Source organism: Aquabacterium sp. A08, assembly GCF_011742065.1.
On record NZ_JAAQQT010000641.1, the window covers coordinates 1 to 19,149 of the forward strand.

A 19,149-nucleotide genomic window follows, 5' to 3' on the forward strand; every position below is an offset into this window, starting at 1 on the left:
TCCACCCCCCACAGGCCCAGCGCCGTGGGGATGGCGTGGGCCCAGGCCCACATGTCGTTCCAGCCGTACAGGTACAGGCGGTGCCAGCCCAGCGTGCCGCCCACCAGGGCGAGCCAGGTGGCCAGGGTTTTGTGCTTGCGGCGGGGGGCGGTGGGGAAGGGTGCGGTCATGGCTAAGACAGTGTGCCGGCGCGGGCAAAAGGTTCCGCGCCGTCGGGGTGGGTGGGTTCAGGCCGTGGCCGGCGGGGTGTGGGCGCCCGTGCCCAAGGTTTTTTCCATGAGCACGATGTCCAGCCAGCGCCCGAACTTCCAGCCGCAGGCGCTCACCGCGCCGGTGTGGGCAAAGCCCAGCGCCCGGTGCAGGCCAATGGAGCCGGCGTTGGCCGAGTCGCCGATGACCGCGATGGCCTTGCGCATGCCGGCGGCCTCGCAACGGGCCAGCAGTTCGGCCAGCAGGGCACGGCCCAGCCCGCGCCCAGCGGCGGCCGGGGCCAGGTAGATCGAGTCCTCCACCGCGTAGCGGAAGGCGGCCCGTGGGCGGAACCAGTTGGCGTAGGCAAAGCCCTGCACCTCGCCGTCCACCTCCAGCACCAGCCAGGGCAGGCCCTTGTCCCGCACATCGGCGCGGCGCTGGGCCAGGTCGGCTGCGCTCGGCGGCTCGGTTTCGAAGGTGCCGGTGCCGGTTTGCACGTGGTGCGCGTACAGCGCGGTCAGGGCCGCGAGGTCGTCGTCGCGGCTGTCACGGATCAGGATCATGCGGTGGGAACAGCTGGGGGTTATAATACGCGGTTTGCAGCGTTTCGCTGGCCGGGTGGTCAGTCGTGTGTCTCAGGCGTTGCAAAAATTCAAACCACCCGAAGGATAAATCATGGTCGTCATTCGACTCTCCCGCGGCGGCGCCAAAGCCCGTCCGTTCTACAACATCGTCGTGGCCGACAAGCGCAGCCGTCGCGATGGCCGCTTCATCGAGCGCGTCGGTTTCTACAACCCGCTGGCCCGCGGCGGCGAAGAGCCCCTGCGCATCGCCCAGGACCGCCTGAACTACTGGCTGAGCGTGGGCGCCGAAGCGTCCGACACCGTGCAGCGCCTGATCAAGCAAGCCGCCAAAGCGGCACCGGCCGCGGCCTAAGGCCCGGTCGCCCCACGCCACACCATGGCCGCCGTGCCTGGCCTCGCGCCCGCTACCCTGCCCGCCGATGCGGTCGAGGTCGGGCGGGTTCAGGAAGCGTGGGGCATCAAAGGCTGGGTGCGCCTGCACCCGCACAGCGCCAGTGCCGATGTGCTCCTGGGCACGCGCCACTGGTACCTGTGCCCCCCCGAAGGGCGCTACGCCCGCGGGTTTGACGCCTTCACCGGCGTGGTGGCTCTCGACGCCACCGAAGTCAAGCCGCACGCCGACGGCATCGTCGCGCAACTGGCCCCGGTGGCCGACCGCAACGCCGCCGAAGCTCTCAAGGGCGCGCGCATTTTCGTGTCGCGGGCCGACTTCCCCGACACCGGCAACGCCGACGAATACTACTGGGTCGACCTGATCGGCCTGGACGTGGTCAACCGCGAAGGCCTGCCCCTGGGCACGGTGCGCGACCTGTTGCCCACCGGCCCCCACTCGGTGCTGTGCCTGACGCAGACCGTGGGCGACGCCACCGTGGAACGCATGATCCCCTTCGTTGGGGTGTATGTGGACCGGGTCGACCTGGCCGCGCGCCGCATCACGGTCGACTGGCAGCCCGATTACTGAGCCCGCCGCCCGGCGCGCCGTTGTGGACGTGCACCGCCCGCGCCCGCCATGCGTTACGACGTCATCACCCTGTTCCCCGAGCTGTTTGGCCCGTTCCTGAACCAGGGCATCAACCGCCGCGCCTACGCCAGCGGGTTGGTGGACGTGCGGCTGTGGAACCCCCGCGACTTCGCCGATGGCAACTACCGCCGGGTGGACGACCGCCCCTTTGGCGGCGGTCCGGGCATGGTGATGCAGCCCGAGCCCCTGTACCGTTGCTGGCAGGCCATCCGCGCCGAGCGGGCCGAGGCCGTGCCGTCGCCCACCGTGTTGTTCTCGCCGCTGGGCCAGCGCCTGTCGCACCCGGTGGTGGCGGCCCAGGCCGAGGGGCCGGGCGCCATTTTGGTGTGCGGCCGCTACGAGGGCATCGACCAGCGCTTCATCGACGCCTGCGTCGATACCCAGCTCAGCCTGGGCGACTTCGTCCTGTCGGGCGGGGAGTTGGCGGCGCTGGCCCTGCTCGACGCCGTCGCCCGGCTGCAGCCCGGCGTGCTCAACGACGCCGGCAGCCACCAGCAGGACAGCTTCAACCCCGCGCTCGACGGCCTGCTGGACTGCCCGCACTACACCCGCCCGGAGGTCTGGCAGGGACCGGCCGGTGCCGTGGAGGTGCCGGCGGTGCTGCTGTCCGGCCACCACGGCCAGATCGAGGCCTGGCGCCGCGCACAGCGCCTGCGCACCACGGCGCGCTGGCGCCCCGACGTGCTGGACGCGGTGCGTGCCGCCGGCGCCCTCACGCCGCAGGACGAACGCACCCTGCGCGAAGCCGGCGATCCGCCCGCGTCCAAGGCTTGATCGCCCCTGCGCCGGCAGGCTATAATCCAAGGCTTTTCGATCCTCTGTCGGCCGCCTTGATCGCACCCCGTGTCCGAATTCCAGGCCTTTAGTGCAGCGCGTTCATGATCGGAAACGAAGGAAAACCATGAACCTGATCCAGACCCTTGAGCAAGAAGAAATTGCTCGCCTGAACAAAGAAATCCCCGCTTTCGCCCCCGGTGACACCGTCATCGTGAGCGTGAACGTCGTCGAAGGCAACCGCAAGCGCGTGCAGGCCTACGAAGGCGTGGTGATCGCCAAGCGCAACCGTGGGCTGAACTCCAGCTTCATCGTGCGCAAGATCTCCAACGGCGAAGGCGTCGAGCGGACCTTCCCGCTGTACAGCCCCCGCATCGCCAAGATCGAGGTCAAGCGCCGCGGTGCCGTGCGCCGCGCCAAGCTGTACTACCTGCGCGACCGCAGCGGCAAGTCGGCCCGCATCAAGGAAAAACTGGGCGCATGACCTGCGTGCAGCCACCCCTGGCGGGGTGGTCCTGAGGAAAAGCCTCCCCCGTGGAGGCTTTTTTGTGTCCGTGTGCCGGGCGCTGGCCGCCGGCCCGGTGCGATACTGTCGCGGTTTTGCCGGCCCCGTCGTCCGTTTGCCTGGGTGGGCGGGGCATCTGGTGTAATACGCCCATGGGTATTTCTATGTCGTCACCGCACACGATTTCTTCAGCGCCGGGGGGCTTGCTGCCGCCCGACGATCCCTGGCGCGCCGCCATCCACAACGAGGTGCACGCCCGGCCCTCGGCCCGCATCCACCTGCCGGCGCTGGTGGTCTTCCTCGCCGTGGTCAACGAGGGGGTGGGGCGCGAGCAGGAGTGCGAGCACCTGCGCCGCCTGCCTGGCCAGGAGGGCCTGACCCCCGACGACCTGGCCGCGCACTTCCTGCGTCTGCGCCTGCCGGGCTGCACCCTCAAGTGGGAACGGCACACCGAATTCACCCGCTATTCGCTGGTACAGCCTTTGCCTGCCGGCGCCGGGTTGGGCCAGGTCACGCCCGACCTGCTGGACCACTTGCTGCTGCCGCCGGGCTGGCTGGCGGCCGTGCCGGGGCGCACCTTCTGTGCCATCAAGCTGGCCATGGTGGTGGGCGACGTCAGCGCCCCCGAGCAGCGCCTGGCCGAAGCCCGCGACTGGCTGGGCGAACAGCCGGTGGTGGCTTCGCTGATGGGCAACACCGCCCATTCCATGGTGGTGACCGATTTCCGCCTGCGCGACAGCGGTTTTGAGCGCATGCTGGTGGTCGTGCCGCCCGAGACCAGCGAGACCCGCGCCGGGCGCATCTCGGCCCGCCTGCTGGAGGTGGAAACCTACCGGCTGATGGCGCTGCGCGGTTTGCCGGTGGCCAAGGCCCTGTCGCCCGAACTGGCCCACAGCGAGCAGTTGCTGGCCGACATCACCGCCGACCTGGAACAAAAGGCCTCGTCCGACCAGACCATGCTGGACACCCTGGTGGGCCTGGCGGCGCGGGTGGAAAAGGCCATCGCCCAGCACGGTTACCGGTTCTCGGCCACCCGGGCGTACGACACCCTGGTGGCCCAGCGCATCGCGGAGTTGCGCGAGCGCCCGATTCCCGGCACCCAGACCATTGGCGAATTCATGCAGCGCCGCCTGTCCCCGGCCATGGCCACGGTGGCTTCGACCGAGCGTCGCCTGACCACTTTGTCGGAACGGGTGGCCCGCACCAGCGCGCTGCTGCGCACCCGGGTCGACATCGCCACCGAGGTGCAGAACCAGCAGCTGCTGGAAAAGCTCACCAAGGGCCAGGAACTGCAGCTGCGCCTGCAGAGCACGGTGGAAGGCCTGTCGATCGCCGCCATCTCCTACTACGTGGTCAGCCTCTTGCTGTACGCGGCCAAGGCGCTGAAGACGGCGGGGGTGCCCATCCACCCCGAAATGGCGGCCGGTGCACTGATTCCCGTGGTGCTCTGGGGGGTGTGGCGCACCACCCGGCGCATCCACGAAAAGCTGCACGCGGGGCATTGAGCCGCGCGCAAAAAAACGCCCCGGGTGGCGCTGCCACCGGGGCGTGTCCGCCTCTCTCCCGCTTTACTTGCCGCTGAGGTATTCCGCCACGGCGGCCATTTCCAGTTCGGTCATCTTTTCGGTGATGGCGTGCATCACCGCGTTGTCGTTGGTGCGCTCGCGCTTGTTGAACTGCTTGAGCTGGGTGAACAGGTAGCCCGAGAACTGTGTGGCCAGCCGGGGCAGGTGGGCCGCGCCTTCGCCGGCGGTGCCGTGGCAGCTGGCGCAGGCGGCCACCCCACTGAACTTGTTGCCGTTGTGGTAAATGTAGCGCCCCATCTGGGCCAGCGCCGGGTCCTTGGCCTCTTCGGCCGGCAGGCTCATTTTGCCGTAGTAGTGGCCCAGGGCCAGCATTTCGTCCGGCGTCAGCTTGGCCACCATGTCGGCCATGGCCGAGCTTTTGCGCTGGCCCGACTTGAACGCCGCCAGCTGCTTGGCCACGTACTCGGCGTGTTGCCCGGCCAGGCGCGGGAAGACTTCGCTGGTCGATTCGCCCTGCGCGCCGTGGCACAGGAAGCAGGAGCCGCCGGCGATCTTCTTGGCGCGGGCCTCGTCGGCTTGCGCCTGGGCGCTGCCGGCAACGGCCAGCAGCGACAGGGCCAGGGCGGTGGCGGACGGGGTCAGAAACTTCATTGCATAACCTCAGACTGATATTTGGGGGTCAAAAAAAGCCCCGCGCCGCGGGGCTTGGTCGACGCATCAGACCAGCGTGTCGGCCCAGATGTTCTTGGCCCAGGCCAGGGCGTAGCGGCCTTCCAGTTCGCTGGCGGCCGCCGACACCCCGCCGGAACCCGGCACGGTCAGCATGGTCTTCTTCTCGGCGTCGTAGCGGTGCACGCTGGCCACGTGGACCACGTCCTCGTCGGTCACGAAGCTGTAGCAGGTGTTGGCGTAGATCGGCAGGGCCGGCGGTTCCTGGCCCATCAGCAGGCTGACCACGGCGGCGGCACAGGTCTTGCCGTGCTGGTTGGCCATGTGGCCCGACTTGGGCATGGCCGGTGCGATCTGGATCGCGTCGCCCAGCACGTGGATGTGCTTGTGGGCTTTGGACTCGAAGGTCAGGAAGTCCACCTCGCACCAGCGGGCGTTGGCGGTGGCCAGGCCGGTTTTCACGGCGATGTCACCGGCGCGCATGCTGGGCACCACGTTGGCCACGCTGGCCTTGAAGTCGTCGTTGAACTCGAACTTCAGGGTGTTGGTGGCGGCGTCCACGTCCACGACGTTGTGCTTGGGGCGGTACTCAATCATGCCGTCGTAGTGTTCCTTCCAGGCCTTCATGAACAGGCCCTTTTTGGACTGGATGTCGTCGTTGGCGTCGAAGATCACGACCTTGCTCTTGGGCTTGGCCTTCTTGAAGTAGTTGGCCACCATGCAGGCGCGCTCGTAGGGGCCGGGCGGGCAGCGGTACGGGGCCAGCGGGATGGACAGGGCGTAGACGCCACCGTCGGGCATGGCTTCCAGTTGCTGGCGCAGGGCCACGGTCTGGGCACCGGCCTTCCAGGCGTGCAGCACCTTGTCCTTGGCGCCTTCTTTGGCCATGCCGGGCAGGGTGTTCCACATGAAGTCGATGCCGGGCGAGACGATCAGGCGGTCGTAGGCCATCTCGGCGCCGCTGGCCAGCTTGACCGTGCGCTTGTCCGGGTCGATGCTGGCGACCATGTCGCGCACGATCTTCACGCCGTGGTTCTTCTCCAGCCCGTCGTAGGGGGTGGTGATGTCGGCCAGGGTTTTGCTGCCCTGGATCACCAGGTTGGAGATGGGGCAGGAGATGAAGGCGGGGTTCGGCTCGATCAGGGTGACGCGCACCTTGCCCTCGGAGAACATGCGGGTGTACTTGGCGGCGGTGGCACCGCCGTAGCCCCCGCCGACCACCACCACGTGGGGGCCGCTGCCCCCGCCGGTGCTGGCACAGCCGGTCATGAGGCCCAGCGAGCCCAGCGCGGAACCGGCGGCGAGCGTTTGTACGAATTGACGGCGTTTCATGGCGGGGCTCCTTATTTTTTCTGGGCGGCGAAGTAGGCGGCGATCGCGTGGATCTGCTCGTCCGAGTAGCCCTTGGAGAGCTGGTGCATGATGGTGGCGGGCTTGCGGCCGCTCTTGAAGTCCAGCATTTTCTGGGCCAGTTCGTCCTTGTCCTTGCCGGCCAGGGCTTCCATGCCGGGCTGGGCGCGGCCGTTGGTGCCGTGGCAGTTGGCGCAGGCCGCGGCCCAAACCTTGACCTGAGACACCTGGGCGTGGGCGCCCAGGGCAGTGGCCCCCAGTACGCCGGCGGCGATGAGCGGAAGGATGCGTTTCATTCGGGTGGTCTCCTGGGTGGGGTTCGGCGCTGAAAAACCTGCACTGCATCACACGATGCTGATATGTGCAAACTCTTAAATTGTAAGAATCCACATCACACCAAGCTTACAGGGAAGTCCCGGGTCTGGTGCCATGGGCTAGGGAAAAACCGGGGGTGCGTTCAGGCCAGCAGGGCCTGGGCGAACTCCTGGGCGTTGAAGGTCTGCAGGTCTTCGAGCTGTTCGCCGACCCCGATGAAGTACACCGGCACCGAGCGACCCTGTTCGCGCGACCACATGGCGATGGCGGCCAGCACCCCGCCCTTGGCGGTGCCGTCGAGCTTGGTCACCACCAGCCCGGTCAGGCCCAGCGCCTGGTCGAAGGCCTTGACCTGCGCCAGGGCGTTCTGGCCGGTGTTGCCGTCGATCACCAGCAGCACCTCGTGCGGGGCGCTGGCGTCGGCCTTTTGCACCACGCGCTTGATCTTCTTCAGCTCCTCCATCAGGTGCAGTTGGGTCGGCAGGCGGCCGGCGGTGTCGACGATCACCACGTCCTTGCCCCGGGCGCGGCCGGCGCTGACCGCGTCGTAGCTGACGGCGGCCGGGTCGCCCCCTTCCTGGCTGACGATGTCGACCGTGTTGCGGTCGGCCCAGACGCCCAGTTGTTCGCGCGCGGCGGCGCGGAAGGTGTCGGCCGCGGCCAGCAGCACCGAGGCGCCGGCGTGCGACAGGTGCCAGGTGAGTTTGCCGATGGTGGTGGTTTTGCCGGCACCGTTGACGCCGGCCACCATCAGCACCGTGGGACCGTCGGGCTGGGCGCCGATGGGCAGGGCCTTTTCCAGCGGCCGCAGCAGGTCGGCGATGGCGGTGGCCAGCAGCCCTTTGACGGCGGCCGGGTCGGTGGTCTTGTCGGCCTTGACGCGGCGCTTGAGGTCGTCCAGCAGGTGGGCGGTGGCCTGGGTGCCGGCATCGGCCATCAGCAGGGCGGCTTCCAGTTCCTCGTACAGCGCCTCGTCGATGCGCGTACCGGTGAACACGGTGCTGAGGCTGCTGCCGGTTTTTTTCAGCCCGGCGCTGAGCCGGCTGAGCCAGCCTTGGCGGACCGGGGGCGGGGGCGCCTCGGTCGGTGCGCTGGCCGTGGTTGGTTGCCCCTGAGCCGCGACGGGCAGCGGGTTGCTGGCTGGCTGGGTGGCCTCGGCAGGCACCGTGGCGGCCTGCACGGGGCGGCTGGGTTCCGATGGCGGTGCCGCGGCCCGGGCAGGCTGTGCAGGCGGCGGGACCGGTGCCGGTGCAAGCACCGGCGCGGGTGCTTCGGCCACCGGGGCGGCGGGTGTGGGCTCGGCCGGGGGGGACGAGAAGAATTTTTTCTTGAGGAAACTGAACATTTGGCGCGTTTCTGGAATCATCCGCATTCTATGAAACCCGTACAAGCGACTTTTGCCGGCCGTGCGCGCCCGCTGCTGGCGGCACTGGCACTGGCCGGTGGGTTGGTCTCGGTGGGCCTGGCGGCGCCCCTGCCCACGCCCGCGGCGGCCGCGGTGGGCCCATCGGCTTCGGCCGAAGCGGCCCATCCCCAAGGTCGGGCGCAGGTGTTCACCCTGGCCAACGGCATGACCCTGATCGTTCAGCCCGACCGCCGCGCCCCCACCGCCGTGCACATGCTGTGGGTGCGCGTGGGCTCGGTGGACGAGACCGACGGCACCAGCGGCGTCGCCCACGTGCTGGAACACATGCTGTTCAAAGGCACCGAACGCCTGGCCGAGGGCGAATTCTCGCGCCGTGTCGCCGCCTTGGGTGGACGGGAAAACGCCTTCACCAGCCGCGACGTCACCGCTTACCACCAACAGGTGCCCGCCGACCGGCTGGAAGCGGTGATGGCGCTGGAGGCCGACCGCTTCGCCCACAACCGCTGGTCCGACGACGCGTTTGCCCGTGAAATGGCGGTCATCATGGAGGAGCGGCGCCAGCGCGTCGAAGAGTCGCCCCCGGCCCGGCTGTACGAACTGTTCAGCGCCACCGCCTGGCTGGCCCATCCCTACCGCCGGCCCATCATTGGCTGGATGAGCGACCTGCAATCGCTCACCCCCGACGACGTGCGCGCCTTTTACCGCCGCTGGTACGTGCCGGCCAACGCCGCCGTGGTGGTGGCCGGCGATGTGGACGTGGCGCAGGTGCGGGCCTGGGCCGAGCGCCACTACGGCGCCATCGCCGCCGCCCCGGTGCCCGCCCGCAAACCCCAGGCCGAGCCCGTGCAACAGGGCACGCGCCGGGTGGTCCTGAAAGGCCGCACCCAGCAACCCCTGCTGTTGCTGGGTTACCCGGTGCCGGGCCTGGCCCAGCCCGACGCCGACGACCCCGCCAGCCAGGACGCCCTGGCCCTGGTGCTGTTGGCCGGTGTGCTCGACGGCCACAGCGCCGCGCGGCTGGAGCGCACGCTGGTGCAGGGGCGCGACGGGGTGCGGCTGGCCGATGCGGTCGGGGCCGGCTACGGCCTGTCCGGGCGTGGGCCCCAACTGTTCCTGCTCAACGCGGCACCCGTGGCCGGCGTGGCGCCCGAGCGCCTGGAGGCCGCACTGAAAGCCGAGGTCCAGCGCATCGCCCGCGAGGGCGTGAGCCCGGCCGAGCTGCAGCGCGTGCAGCGCCAGTGGGCCGCCAGCGAGGTGTTCAAGCGCGATTCCCTGTTTGCCCAGGCCCGCGAACTGGGCAGCCACTGGGCCCAGGGCTGGCCGGTCACGGCTTCCGACACGCTGCTGCAGCGCTTGCGCGCCGTCACCCCGGCGCAGGTGCAGGCGGTGGCGCAGCGCTACTTCACCGATGACCGGCTCACCGCCGCCTGGCTGTTGCCGGAGGAGTCGCCATGAAGCCGACACGTTGCCCGTGGCGCGGCTGGCTGATGCTGTGCCTGGTCTGGGCCAGCGGCAGCGCCAGCGCCGCCCTGCCGATCGAACACTGGACCCAGCCCAACGGCGCCCGCGTCTACCTGGTGCGCAGCGACAGCCTGCCCATGCTGGACGTGCAGATCGATGTGGACGGTGGCAGCCGCCGCGATCCGCCGGCGCAGGCCGGTCTGGCCGCGGCCACCGCGCTGCTGCTGACCCAAGGCGTGCAAGCCAGCCCGGCCGGACCGGCGTTGGACGAAAACGCCGTGGTCGAGGCCTGGGCCGACCTCGGGGCCCAGTTCGGGGCCAGCGCCGGCAGCGACCGCCTGAGCATCCAGCTGCGCACCCTGACCCAGCCCGACGTGCTGGACGCGGCCGTGGCGCTGGCCAGCCGGCAACTGGCCGCGCCGGCCTGGGCCGACCCGGTCTGGGCGCGCGAACGGGCCCGCCTCACGGCGGCCTGGCGCGAGGCCCAGACGCGGCCCGACACCTGGGCCGGCCGCCGCTTTGCCGACGCCGTCTACCGCAGCCACCCCTATGGCCAGGAGGCCCGGCCCGAGACCTGGGCCGCCATCGACACCGCGGCGCTGCGTGACTTCTACCGCCGCCACGCCCGCCCTTGCGACGCCCGGATCACCCTGGTGGGGGCGCTGGACCGCGCCAGCGCCACCCGTGTGGTGGACCGCCTGCTGGCCGGTTGGGCCAACCACGGCTGCACCGCGCTGCCCGCGGTGCCCGAGGTCGCCCCCTTGACACGGCCCGAGCGGGTGCAGCTGCCCTTTGCCGCGGCCCAGGCCCAGGTGCTGGTGGGCCAGCCCGGCATCGCGCGCGACGACCCGGACTTCCTCGCCATCCTGGTGGGCAACCACATCCTGGGTGGGGGCGGCTTCACCTCGCGGCTGATGCAGGAGCTGCGCGAAAAACGCGGGCTCACCTACGGCGTGTTCAGCCAGTTTTCACCGGGGCGCCACGCCGGCGCGTTCAGCGTGTCGGTCCAGACCCGGCCCGACCAGGCCGACCAGGCGGTGGAACTGATCCACAGCGAGCTGCGCCGCTTTGTCGAGCAAGGGCCGACCGAGCAGGAGCTGGCCGAGGCCCAGGCCGCGCTGGTCAATGGTTTTGCGTTGCGCCTGGACAGCAACCGCAAACTGCTGGACAACGTCGCCGCCCTGGCTTGGCACGGCTTGCCGCTGGACTACCTGGACCGCTGGACCGCGCAGGTCGGCGCCATCGACCGGGACCGCATCGTGCGCGCCTGGCAGCGGGTGCTGCACCCCGACCGCCTGGTCACCGTGGTGGTGGGGGCCACGCCATGAAGGGCGCGCCCCGCACCACCGCCGGCGAGGTCCGCATCATCGGCGGCCAATGGAAGCGCAGCAAGCTGACCGTGCCGGTGCGCCCCGGCCTGCGGCCCACTCCCGACCGGGTGCGCGAAACCCTCTTCAACTGGCTGGGCCAGGACCTGCGCGGCCTGCGCTGCCTCGACGCCTTCGCCGGCAGCGGCGCCCTGGGCTTCGAAGCCGCTTCCCGCGGCGCCGTGGAGGTGCTGATGCTGGAACTGGACCCCGGCCTGGCCGCCCACCTGCGCAGCCAGGCGCAACGGCTGCAGGCCAGCCAGGTGCGGGTGCAGACCGGCGACGCCCTGGCCGGACTGCGCCAAGCGCCCGCCGGGGCCTGGGACGTGGTCTTTCTTGACCCGCCGTTTGGCGACGCCGCGCAGGGCGGCAATGCCGCGCTCTACCTGGCCGCGCTCCAGGCCGCGCGGCCGCTGTTGCGGCCCGACGGACAGCTCTACCTTGAAGCCCCGCGCGCCTGGGGCGACGAGGAACTGCAATCCCTGGGCTGGCATTGCCACCGACGCGGACGGGCGGGCACGGTGCACCACCACCTTCTGACCTTGACCGAAGCCGGCACAGCGCCGGGGGCCGGCGATAATCCTGCCCTATGACCGATCCCCTTTCCGCCCCGCGCGTCGCGGTGTACAGCGGCACCTTCGACCCCATCACCCTGGGCCACGAAGACGTGATCCGCCGCGCCGCTGGCCTGTTCGACGAACTCATCGTGGCCGTGGCCGTGGCGCACCACAAGAAAACCCTGTTCAGCCTCGACGAGCGGCTGCGCATGGTGGCCGACAGCCTGAGCGACTGCGCGGCCGTGCGGGTGCTGCCGTTCGAGGGGCTGATCATGGACTTCTGCCGCCAGCACCGGGCCTGTGCCGTGGTGCGTGGCATCCGTAACGTCGCCGACTTCGACTACGAGGCCCAGATGGCCGCGATGAACCGCAAGCTCTTGCCCACGGTGCAAACGGTGTTTTTGCTGCCGCAGGCGCAGCTGCAATGCATTTCCAGCACACTGGTGCGCGAAATCGCCAAGCTCGGTGGCGACGTGCGCGAGATGGTCCCCGCCAATGTGCTGGACCGCCTGCAGGGCGCGCTGGCCCCGGTCGAGCGCTGAAGAGGACACGCCATGGCCCTGATGATCACCGACGAATGTATCAACTGCGACGTCTGCGAACCCGAATGCCCCAACCAGGCCATCAGCATGGGGCCGGACTTCTACCAGATCGACCCCGCCCGCTGCACCGAATGCGTGGGGCATTTCGACGAGCCCCAGTGCGTCCAGGTCTGCCCGGTGGAGTGCATCCCCGTGCACCCGGGCCACGTGGAAAGCCAGGAAAGCCTCTGGCAGAAATACCGTCGGCTGCAGGCCGCGGCCGCCTGAGCGGTGTGGCACCGGTTTGTGTCCTGAGGCGTCGGCGCAGGCCCGGCGGCATTGGCCAAAAAAGCAGGGGCAAGGTATAATCCCAAGGTTGTTTCCCCGATTGCTTGCCTCGTGGCAACAGTGGTCTGACGGGGTGCGGTCTGTGGCCAGATCCGCCCACCCACCCACGGCGCCGGTTCCCGGCCCTTCAGGTTGTCAAACTCCCCCCGTTTGTGGCGAGCCCTCCCGCTGACCGCGCGCCCTCGCGGTCGGCCACTGCTGGGCTGTGGTGCCCGCTGGTGTCGAGCCCCCGTGCCGGCCAGCCGGACCGCCGCCCAGCACCCGTATACCAACCTCCCAGGAGTTCTGGATGTCCAAAGAAGATTTGATTGAAATGCAAGGCAAGGTGGACGAAGTTCTGCCCGATTCGCGCTTCCGCGTGACGCTCGACAACGGCCACACCCTGATCGCCTACTCCGGTGGCAAGATGCGCAAGCACCACATCCGCATCCTGGCCGGCGACAAGGTGTCGCTGGAGCTGTCGCCTTACGACCTGACCAAGGGCCGCATCACCTTCCGCCACATCGAAACCCGTGCCGGTGGCGCGCCCGCCGCGCCGGCCCGCCGCCGCCGCTGAGTCGTCTGGCGTCACCACGGTGCCCTCGCCGCTGGGGCACCGACGCACCCCGCCTGGGCCTGGCGGGGTGGCTTGCCTCACAGCGTTCGGTCGCTCTTCGATGGGGCCACAGGGGTTGCCGCGCCGCCTGGCGCTGGCCTGGGTGGTTTGGGCCGAGGCGGCTTGCTGGTGTGCAGCAGTGCCGTGGCCTTGTCCATGCGGTCGGCCAGCAGGTCGGGCAGGGCGCGCAAGGCCCGGTCCAACGCCTGTTCCAGCGGCTCGCGCTGGTCGGGGGCCGGTTTTTTCAGCACCCAGTTCGCCACCTCGCTCTTGTCGCCCGGGTGCCCAATGCCGATGCGCAAGCGCCAGTAGTCGCTGCTGCCCAGCTGGGCATGGATGTCGCGCAGGCCGTTGTGGCCGGCGTGTCCGCCGCCTTTCTTGAGCTTCAACTCGCCCGGGGCCAGGTCGAGTTCGTCGTGGGCCACCAGCACCTCGTCGGGGGCAATCTTGTAAAAGCGCGCCAGCGATCCCACCGCCTGGCCCGAGCGGTTCATGTAGGTCATGGGTTCCAGCAGCCACAGCGTGCGCCCGTCCACCGTGGCCCGCGCCACGCGGCCAAAATGGCTGCGTTCCGGTTGCAGCGTCACCTTCAGCGTCCGCGCCACCGCCTCCAGCCACCAGAACCCGGCGTTGTGCCGCGTGTCTTCGTATTCCGGTCCCGGGTTGCCCAGGCCCACCAGCAGTTTGATCATGTCTTGTTCTTCCGCATGCGCGCATGGTAACGGTCAAGGCTGGCCGCCAGGGCACACCCCATGAAAAAGGCCCGCAGAGCGGGCCTTGGGCAGATCGGTCGGCGCCCGAAAGGGATGCCGACCGAAAGAAGCTTCACTTCTTCTTCTTGCCTTTTTTGTCGTCGGTGGTCGCCACGGGCGCGGCGATCACTTCTTCCACCGGGGCCACGACGGTGGCGATGGTGGGGTTCGGCTTGCCATGGGTGACCAGCTTCACGCCGGCCGGCAATTGCAGGTCGTTGGCGTGGATGGATTGGCCGGTGGTGGCGGCGCTCAGGTCCACGGCGATGAACTCGGGCAGCTGGATGGCCAGGCACTCGATTTCGATTTCGGTGATGACGTGGTTGACGACGCACTTGTCGGTCTTCACGGCCGGCGAGTTTTCCGCGCCCACGAAGTGCAGCGGCACTTTCTTGTGCAGGCGGGTCTTCTCGTCCACGCGCTGGAAGTCCACGTGCAGGACCAGCGGCTTGAACGGGTGGTATTGCACATCGCGCAGCAGCACTTTCTGCACCTGGCCGTTCAGTTCCATGTCGAGGATGGACGCGTGGAACGACTCTTTCTGCAGCGCGTGGTACAGCGCGTTGTGGTCGATTTCAATGGTGGCCGGCTCGGCGCTGCCGCCGAAAACGATGCCGGGGGTACGGCCGGTGTTGCGCAGGCGGCGGCTCGCACCCGTGCCCTGCTTGGCGCGCTCAAAAGCGACGAATTGCATGGTCTGACTCCATAAGGGGCCTGGCCGCGACCAGCCCAGGCCCTGATTGAAAAAGCGCCCCTGGGCCAGATGGCCGGAGGGCGCCGCGTTTTGTCGCGTCGCGAAACGGGGTCAGGCCCCGCCTTCCGCGTCGGCGAACAAACTCATCACCGACTCGCCGCTGGCAATGCGCGCGATGGTTTCGGCCATCAGCGGCGCCACGGAGAGCTGGCGGATCTTGGCGCAGGCCTGGGCGGCCTGGCTCAAGGGAATGGTGTTGGTCACGACCACTTCGTCCAACGCGTCGCCTTTGGCGATGCGGTCGATGGCCGGGCCCGAAAAAATCGGGTGGGTGCAATAGGCGTACACCTTCTTGGCGCCGCGTTCCTTCAGCACCTCGGCGGCTTTCACCAAGGTGCCGGCGGTGTCGATCATGTCGTCCATGATGACGCAGTTGCGGCCTTCGATGTCGCCGATCACGTGCATGACTTCCGACACGTTGGCCTTGGGGCGGCGCTTGTCGATGATGGCCATGTCGCAGTTGAGCTGCTTGGCCAGGGCGCGGGCACGCACCACGCCGCCGACGTCGGGCGACACCACCAGCAGGTCGGGGTAGTTCTTGGCGCGCAGGTCGCCCAGCAACACGGGGGACGCATAAATGTTGTCCACCGGGATGTCGAAGAAGCCCTGGATCTGGTCGGCGTGCAGGTCCATGGTCAGCACGCGGTCCACGCCCACGGCTTCCAGCATGTTGGCCACCACGCGGGCCGAGATCGGCACGCGGCTGGAACGCGGGCGGCGGTCCTGGCGGGCGTAACCGAAGTAGGGGATCACGGCCGAGATGCGTGCGGCGGAGGCGCGCTTCAAGGCATCGACCATGATGATGAGTTCCATCAGGTTCTCATTGGTCGGTGCGCAGGTGGACTGGACGATGAAGATGTCGCGGGCACGCACGTTTTGCGTGATTTCAACCGTGACTTCGCCGTCGGAAAAACGGCCCACGTTGGCCGAACCCAGCGTGGTGCCGAGGTGTTGCGCAATTTCAGCGGCCAGCACCGGGTTGGCATTGCCGGTGAAGATCATGAAATCCGGTGCTTGCACTGGCGTGGAAACTTGCATGGAATACCCGGGCGCAGGAAAAATATTTGGCAGGGGAGGAAGGACTCGAACCCTCGCATGCCGGAATCAAAATCCGGTGCCTTAACCAACTTGGCGACTCCCCTACACTGGTTCGTTGCTGACGCAACGCACCGTATGCAGTGTGTGCTCATCTTGCCTGAGCAGCGTCCGGTATTCTAACCGCTAACACCACCCGTTCAGAGGATGCACTTTCAAATTCGTGCAAATTTTTGCGATCCATCCGGTGGGCAGGGTTGACAGGTCAACAGGCTGCTGCACCGGAGCGAACAGGGCACTGCCCGAACCTGTCATGCGGCCTGTCAGGCCGTTGGCTTGCATCCACTGCAGTCCCGTCTCAATGTCGGGGCACAGCGCGCTGGCCACAGGTTGCAGGTTGTTGCGCCCCCATCCGAAGATGTTGTTTGCATTGTTTGCAACGAAGTCTTCGATTCTAGTATGTTTTTCGTCCCTTTTCAAACAAGGGCTCTGAAAAATTTGGGGGGTGGCCACGCCGCTCGGGGGCTTGAGCACCAGAAAACGGGCGGGCGGCAAGGTGAGGGGGGTCAGCCGTTCGCCGATGCCCTCGACCCAGGCGTTGTGGCCGCCCAGAAAAAAGGGCACGTCGGCGCCCAGGGTGGCGCCCAGTGGCAGCAGCCGCGCCAGCGGCCAGTGCAGACCCCAAAGCTGGTTGAGGGCCAGCAGGGTGCTGGCCGCGTCGCTGGAGCCACCGCCCAGGCCGGCTTCCATGGGCAACTGCTTGTCCAGCACGATGTCGGCCCCGTGCGGGCAGCCGCTGGCCTGTTGCAGCGCGCGCGCGGCGCGCACCACCAGGTCGGCCTCAGGCAGGGCGGTGCCGCGCACGTCTTCGCGGCGGATTTGGCCGTCGCGGCGCCGCTCAAAGTGCAGGGTGTCGGCCCAGTCGATCAGCATGAACGCCGATTGCAGCAGGTGGTAGCCGTCGGGGCGCTGGCCGACGACGTGCAGGAACAGGTTGAGCTTGGCCGGCGCGGGCACGTCCAGCAGGCGGTTCAGGGGCATGGGGTCAAAGGCCGTTTACTGGAACACCAGCCGCAGTTGCACGCCGGGGGCCGGGGTCTGTCTCTGGGCGCGCAGTCGGCCCTGGGCGTGCTGGGTCAGGTCCACGGTCCAGCCGTCCACGGCGGTGGGCTGGCCGCGCAGCCAGTCGAACAGCGGTGCCAGGGGCAGGGAGGTGCCGGTGAGTTCGGTGGTCAGGGTGTCGGTGTCGGGGTAGTCGCGGCGCTGGGGGCCGCGTTGCAGCCAGGCGCCTTGGGGCGTCCAGTGGGCGCTGGCCAGGGTCTGGCCGAGGGGCGACAACAGGTGCAGTTCGCCCTGGGTGGGCGTGCCGCTGAGTTCGAAGCCGGCGCTCAGGTGCTGGGCCGGTTCGCTCTCGATGTGCAGGGCCAGGCGGCCGGACCAGGCGTCACCGTCTGCCATGCCGGGCGTGGGCGGTTTGGGGGGGAGGGCGCAGGCGCTCAGGGTGGCCACGGCCAACGCCAGCGCGGCCCGCAACCAGTGCCGGCGCCCTGCCGGCAGCACGCGCGGTGGGTTCACGGCTGCACCTGCAGGCGTCGCAGGGTTTCCTGCAGGGTGGGGTTGTCCGGGTTGAGTTGCAGGCCTTCGCGCCAGACGGTCAGCGCGGCGTCACGTTGTTGCAGCACCCAGTGGACCTCGCCCAGGTGGGCGGCGATTTCGGCGTCCGGCCGGCGTTGGTGGGCATCGCGCAGGATGCGCAGCGCCTCGGTGTGGTTGCCGAGGCGGAATTCGACCCAGCCCAGGCTGTCGAGGATGTAGGCGTCCTGAGGGGCCAGGGCCACCGCGCGCTGGATCAGGGCTTTGGCTTCGGGCAAGCGTTGGTTGCGGTCGGCCAGGGCATAGCCCAGGGCGTTGTAGGCGTGGTGGTAGTCGGGCTGGCGCGCGATCAGGGCGCGCAGCAGGCGCTCCATCTCGTCGGGGCGGCCGGCTTTTTCGGCGGCCATGGCCTGTTCGTAGGCCAGGTCGGCGTCGTCGGGGAAGCGCTCGGTGGCTTCGCCGTACACCACAAAGACCAGATCGTACCGGCCCAGGTCGCGCAGCAACTGGGCTTCGGCCAGCACCTGACGGCGCCATTCGGCGTCGCTGCGGGCCGGCGGCTGGCGCAGCAATTGCCGGGCCCGGTCCAACTGGCCTTGGCGGGCGAGCAAGCTGGCGCGGCGCAGTTGCACCGCCAGGATGTCGGCGGCGTGGTCGATCCGGTCCAGCCAGGCGTTCGCGGCGGCGTAGTCCTGTCGTTGCTCGGCGATCTGGGCCAGCAGCAGCAAGGCCTGGATCTGGCCCTGGCGCGGGTCGCCCTCGGGCGCCTGGCTGGCGAGGTCCAGGTGGCGGCGCAGGGCGGTTTCGGCCGCTTCGGGCCGGCGCTGCTGCAGGTCCAGCGTGCCTTGCAGCAGCCAGACTTCGGGGCTCTGGGCGGCGGTCTGTTGCAGGCCCTGCAACTCGGCGGCCGCCTCGGCCCAGCGGCGCTGGTCGATGAGGATGCGCACATAAGTCAGGTGCAGCGGCAGCCGCGCGTGGCCCGTCGCCGCGGGCGGGGTTTGCAGGAAGCGCTGGAAAGTGGGCAGAGCGCCGGCTTGTTCGCGTTCCAGCAACTCCAGCACCAGCGCGGCCGCGGTGGGGGCGTGGGGTTGGCGGCTCAGGGCTTGGCGCGCCGAGGCCAGGGCCTCTTGCGGGCGCTGCGCTTGCAGCTGCAGGCGGCCGATGGTGACCCAGGCGGCCACGGCGGTGGCGGGGTCGGCCAGGGCCGGCCGCAGCGCGTCCTGCACGGCGGCCAGGGCCGCGGCGGTGTCGGTGGCGCGGGCCAGGGTTTGGGGAATCGCGGCGATGACTTCGTGGCGCCGCTCGGGCGGGGCCAGCCGGATCAGTTGCCGCAGCGGCGCGGCCGTGTCGCCCGGGCGGTTCAGCGCGAGCAGGATCTGCAGCTCGAAGCGGTGGGGTTCTTCGCTGGTCGGGTGCGCCTGCGCCCAGTCGCGGGTGGCGTTCAGGGCGGCCTGACCGGCGCGGCTTTGCAAAGCGATGTCGACCGCGCGCCGGTACAACTCGGCGCGGCGGGTGCGGTTGGCGGCGTCGAGCACCAACGAAAACGCCGCGCCTGGGTCGTTCTGGCGCAGCTGGATTTCGCCCAGCAGCAGCTGGTAGAACAAGGCGGCGTCCAGGTCGGACGCGACAGGTTCCGGGTTGGGGGGCGTGGCGTCGGCCTGGGCCGCCCGGGGCAGGGTGCCCAGCGCCGCCGCCAGCAAGCCGCCCAGCAGCAGGACTGTGAACGGCCGGCCTGCACCGGCCGCGCGCGTGGGCCATGCCGTGCCGCCCGGCCGAAGCCCGACCGGGGCGTGGGCAGAAGTGGTCGCGCGCGTGCTGGGGTCCCGGTTCATGGCTTCATGATAATGGAACATCCGACCCACCA

Annotated in this window: 22 protein-coding genes and 1 tRNA gene; 11 read left to right on the plus strand and 12 right to left on the minus strand. The window is 69.2% G+C overall.

The genetic code is table 11. The features are described 5' to 3' along the window. Window positions 1-227 precede the first annotated feature (227 nt). A complete protein-coding gene (locus tag HA630_RS13885; protein WP_166835361.1) occupies window positions 228-755 on the minus strand; it encodes a GNAT family N-acetyltransferase in 528 nt (175 codons plus the stop codon). A 112-nt stretch (window positions 756-867) separates the two neighbouring features. Between HA630_RS13885 and rpsP the strand changes: the two genes are divergently transcribed. From rpsP to HA630_RS13910, 5 genes are all read left to right on the plus strand, one after another. Continuing rightward, the gene (rpsP, locus tag HA630_RS13890) at window positions 868-1,128 is read left to right on the plus strand and encodes a 30S ribosomal protein S16 (RefSeq protein ID WP_166835363.1); all 261 of its coding nucleotides are present in this window, start codon (window positions 868-870) and stop codon (window positions 1,126-1,128) included. A gap of 24 nt (window positions 1,129-1,152) precedes the next feature. After that, the gene (gene rimM, locus HA630_RS13895) at window positions 1,153-1,737 is read left to right on the plus strand and encodes a ribosome maturation factor RimM (protein ID WP_166835365.1); all 585 of its coding nucleotides are present in this window, start codon (window positions 1,153-1,155) and stop codon (window positions 1,735-1,737) included. A gap of 48 nt (window positions 1,738-1,785) precedes the next feature. Beyond that, entirely contained in the window at window positions 1,786-2,571 is a 786-nt protein-coding gene (gene trmD / locus HA630_RS13900; RefSeq protein ID WP_166835368.1) for a tRNA (guanosine(37)-N1)-methyltransferase TrmD, read from the plus strand. Window positions 2,572-2,698: 127 nt separating this feature from the next. After that, entirely contained in the window at window positions 2,699-3,055 is a 357-nt protein-coding gene (rplS, locus tag HA630_RS13905; protein ID WP_166835370.1) for a 50S ribosomal protein L19, read from the plus strand. A 185-nt stretch (window positions 3,056-3,240) separates the two neighbouring features. Then, window positions 3,241-4,581 carry a DUF3422 family protein gene (locus tag HA630_RS13910; protein ID WP_166835372.1) on the plus strand — a complete coding sequence of 447 codons (1,341 nt, stop codon included), beginning with the start codon at window positions 3,241-3,243 and terminating at the stop codon, window positions 4,579-4,581. Between the two features lie 63 nt (window positions 4,582-4,644). Here the strand turns inward: HA630_RS13910 and HA630_RS13915 are convergent, their stop codons facing one another. The 4 genes from HA630_RS13915 to ftsY form a co-directional block, all read right to left on the minus strand. After that, window positions 4,645-5,253, minus strand: coding sequence for a cytochrome c (locus tag HA630_RS13915; protein WP_166835374.1), 609 nt, complete (start codon window positions 5,251-5,253; stop codon window positions 4,645-4,647). 66 nt (window positions 5,254-5,319) lie between these two features. Beyond that, window positions 5,320-6,603, minus strand: a complete 1,284-nt coding sequence (locus HA630_RS13920; protein WP_166835376.1) for an NAD(P)/FAD-dependent oxidoreductase — start codon at window positions 6,601-6,603, stop codon at window positions 5,320-5,322. Between the two features lie 11 nt (window positions 6,604-6,614). Then, complete coding sequence (locus HA630_RS13925; RefSeq protein WP_166835378.1) at window positions 6,615-6,917, minus strand: c-type cytochrome; 303 nt, start codon at window positions 6,915-6,917, stop codon at window positions 6,615-6,617. A gap of 161 nt (window positions 6,918-7,078) precedes the next feature. Then, on the minus strand, window positions 7,079-8,281 hold the full coding sequence (gene ftsY / locus HA630_RS13930; RefSeq protein WP_166835380.1) for a signal recognition particle-docking protein FtsY: 1,203 nt from the start codon (window positions 8,279-8,281) through the stop codon (window positions 7,079-7,081). A 30-nt stretch (window positions 8,282-8,311) separates the two neighbouring features. Here ftsY and HA630_RS13935 point away from each other — a divergent pair, with 30 nt between their 5' ends. The 6 genes from HA630_RS13935 to infA all read left to right on the plus strand — a co-directional run bounded on the left by HA630_RS13935 (window position 8,312) and on the right by infA (window position 13,112). After that, a complete protein-coding gene (locus tag HA630_RS13935) occupies window positions 8,312-9,757 on the plus strand; it encodes a pitrilysin family protein (RefSeq protein ID WP_166835382.1) in 1,446 nt (481 codons plus the stop codon). Further along, window positions 9,754-11,091 carry a pitrilysin family protein gene (locus HA630_RS13940; RefSeq protein ID WP_166835384.1) on the plus strand — a complete coding sequence of 446 codons (1,338 nt, stop codon included), beginning with the start codon at window positions 9,754-9,756 and terminating at the stop codon, window positions 11,089-11,091. The genes HA630_RS13935 and HA630_RS13940 overlap by 4 nt, the downstream gene beginning before the upstream one ends. Beyond that, on the plus strand, window positions 11,088-11,723 hold the full coding sequence (gene rsmD, locus HA630_RS13945) for a 16S rRNA (guanine(966)-N(2))-methyltransferase RsmD (protein WP_166835386.1): 636 nt from the start codon (window positions 11,088-11,090) through the stop codon (window positions 11,721-11,723). The genes HA630_RS13940 and rsmD overlap by 4 nt, the downstream gene beginning before the upstream one ends. Further along, on the plus strand, window positions 11,720-12,229 hold the full coding sequence (coaD, locus tag HA630_RS13950; protein ID WP_166835388.1) for a pantetheine-phosphate adenylyltransferase: 510 nt from the start codon (window positions 11,720-11,722) through the stop codon (window positions 12,227-12,229). Before rsmD ends, coaD begins: the two co-directional genes overlap by 4 nt. A 12-nt stretch (window positions 12,230-12,241) precedes the next feature. Continuing rightward, entirely contained in the window at window positions 12,242-12,496 is a 255-nt protein-coding gene (locus HA630_RS13955; protein ID WP_166835390.1) for a YfhL family 4Fe-4S dicluster ferredoxin, read from the plus strand. 349 nt (window positions 12,497-12,845) lie between these two features. Then, the gene (gene infA / locus HA630_RS13960; protein WP_166835393.1) at window positions 12,846-13,112 is read left to right on the plus strand and encodes a translation initiation factor IF-1; all 267 of its coding nucleotides are present in this window, start codon (window positions 12,846-12,848) and stop codon (window positions 13,110-13,112) included. Between the two features lie 77 nt (window positions 13,113-13,189). On the opposite strand, the gene pth is transcribed toward infA, so the two are convergent. The 7 genes from pth to HA630_RS13995 form a co-directional block, all read right to left on the minus strand. Next, the gene (gene pth, locus HA630_RS13965) at window positions 13,190-13,843 is read right to left on the minus strand and encodes an aminoacyl-tRNA hydrolase (protein ID WP_166835395.1); all 654 of its coding nucleotides are present in this window, start codon (window positions 13,841-13,843) and stop codon (window positions 13,190-13,192) included. A 133-nt stretch (window positions 13,844-13,976) separates the two neighbouring features. Then, window positions 13,977-14,597: a 50S ribosomal protein L25/general stress protein Ctc gene (locus HA630_RS13970; RefSeq protein WP_166835397.1), complete on the minus strand. Its 621-nt coding sequence runs from the start codon at window positions 14,595-14,597 to the stop codon at window positions 13,977-13,979. Between the two features lie 111 nt (window positions 14,598-14,708). After that, the gene (locus HA630_RS13975; RefSeq protein WP_166835439.1) at window positions 14,709-15,677 is read right to left on the minus strand and encodes a ribose-phosphate pyrophosphokinase; all 969 of its coding nucleotides are present in this window, start codon (window positions 15,675-15,677) and stop codon (window positions 14,709-14,711) included. A 45-nt stretch (window positions 15,678-15,722) separates the two neighbouring features. Then, window positions 15,723-15,799 (minus strand) — tRNA-Gln (locus HA630_RS13980). Window positions 15,800-15,878: 79 nt separating this feature from the next. Next, window positions 15,879-16,727 carry a 4-(cytidine 5'-diphospho)-2-C-methyl-D-erythritol kinase gene (gene ispE, locus HA630_RS13985; protein WP_166835441.1) on the minus strand — a complete coding sequence of 283 codons (849 nt, stop codon included), beginning with the start codon at window positions 16,725-16,727 and terminating at the stop codon, window positions 15,879-15,881. Between the two features lie 21 nt (window positions 16,728-16,748). Next, window positions 16,749-17,267, minus strand: coding sequence for a lipoprotein insertase outer membrane protein LolB (locus HA630_RS13990; RefSeq protein WP_371809251.1), 519 nt, complete (start codon window positions 17,265-17,267; stop codon window positions 16,749-16,751). Further along, window positions 17,264-19,117 carry a tetratricopeptide repeat protein gene (locus HA630_RS13995; protein ID WP_166835399.1) on the minus strand — a complete coding sequence of 618 codons (1,854 nt, stop codon included), beginning with the start codon at window positions 19,115-19,117 and terminating at the stop codon, window positions 17,264-17,266. Before HA630_RS13995 ends, HA630_RS13990 begins: the two co-directional genes overlap by 4 nt. Window positions 19,118-19,149 lie beyond the last annotated feature (32 nt).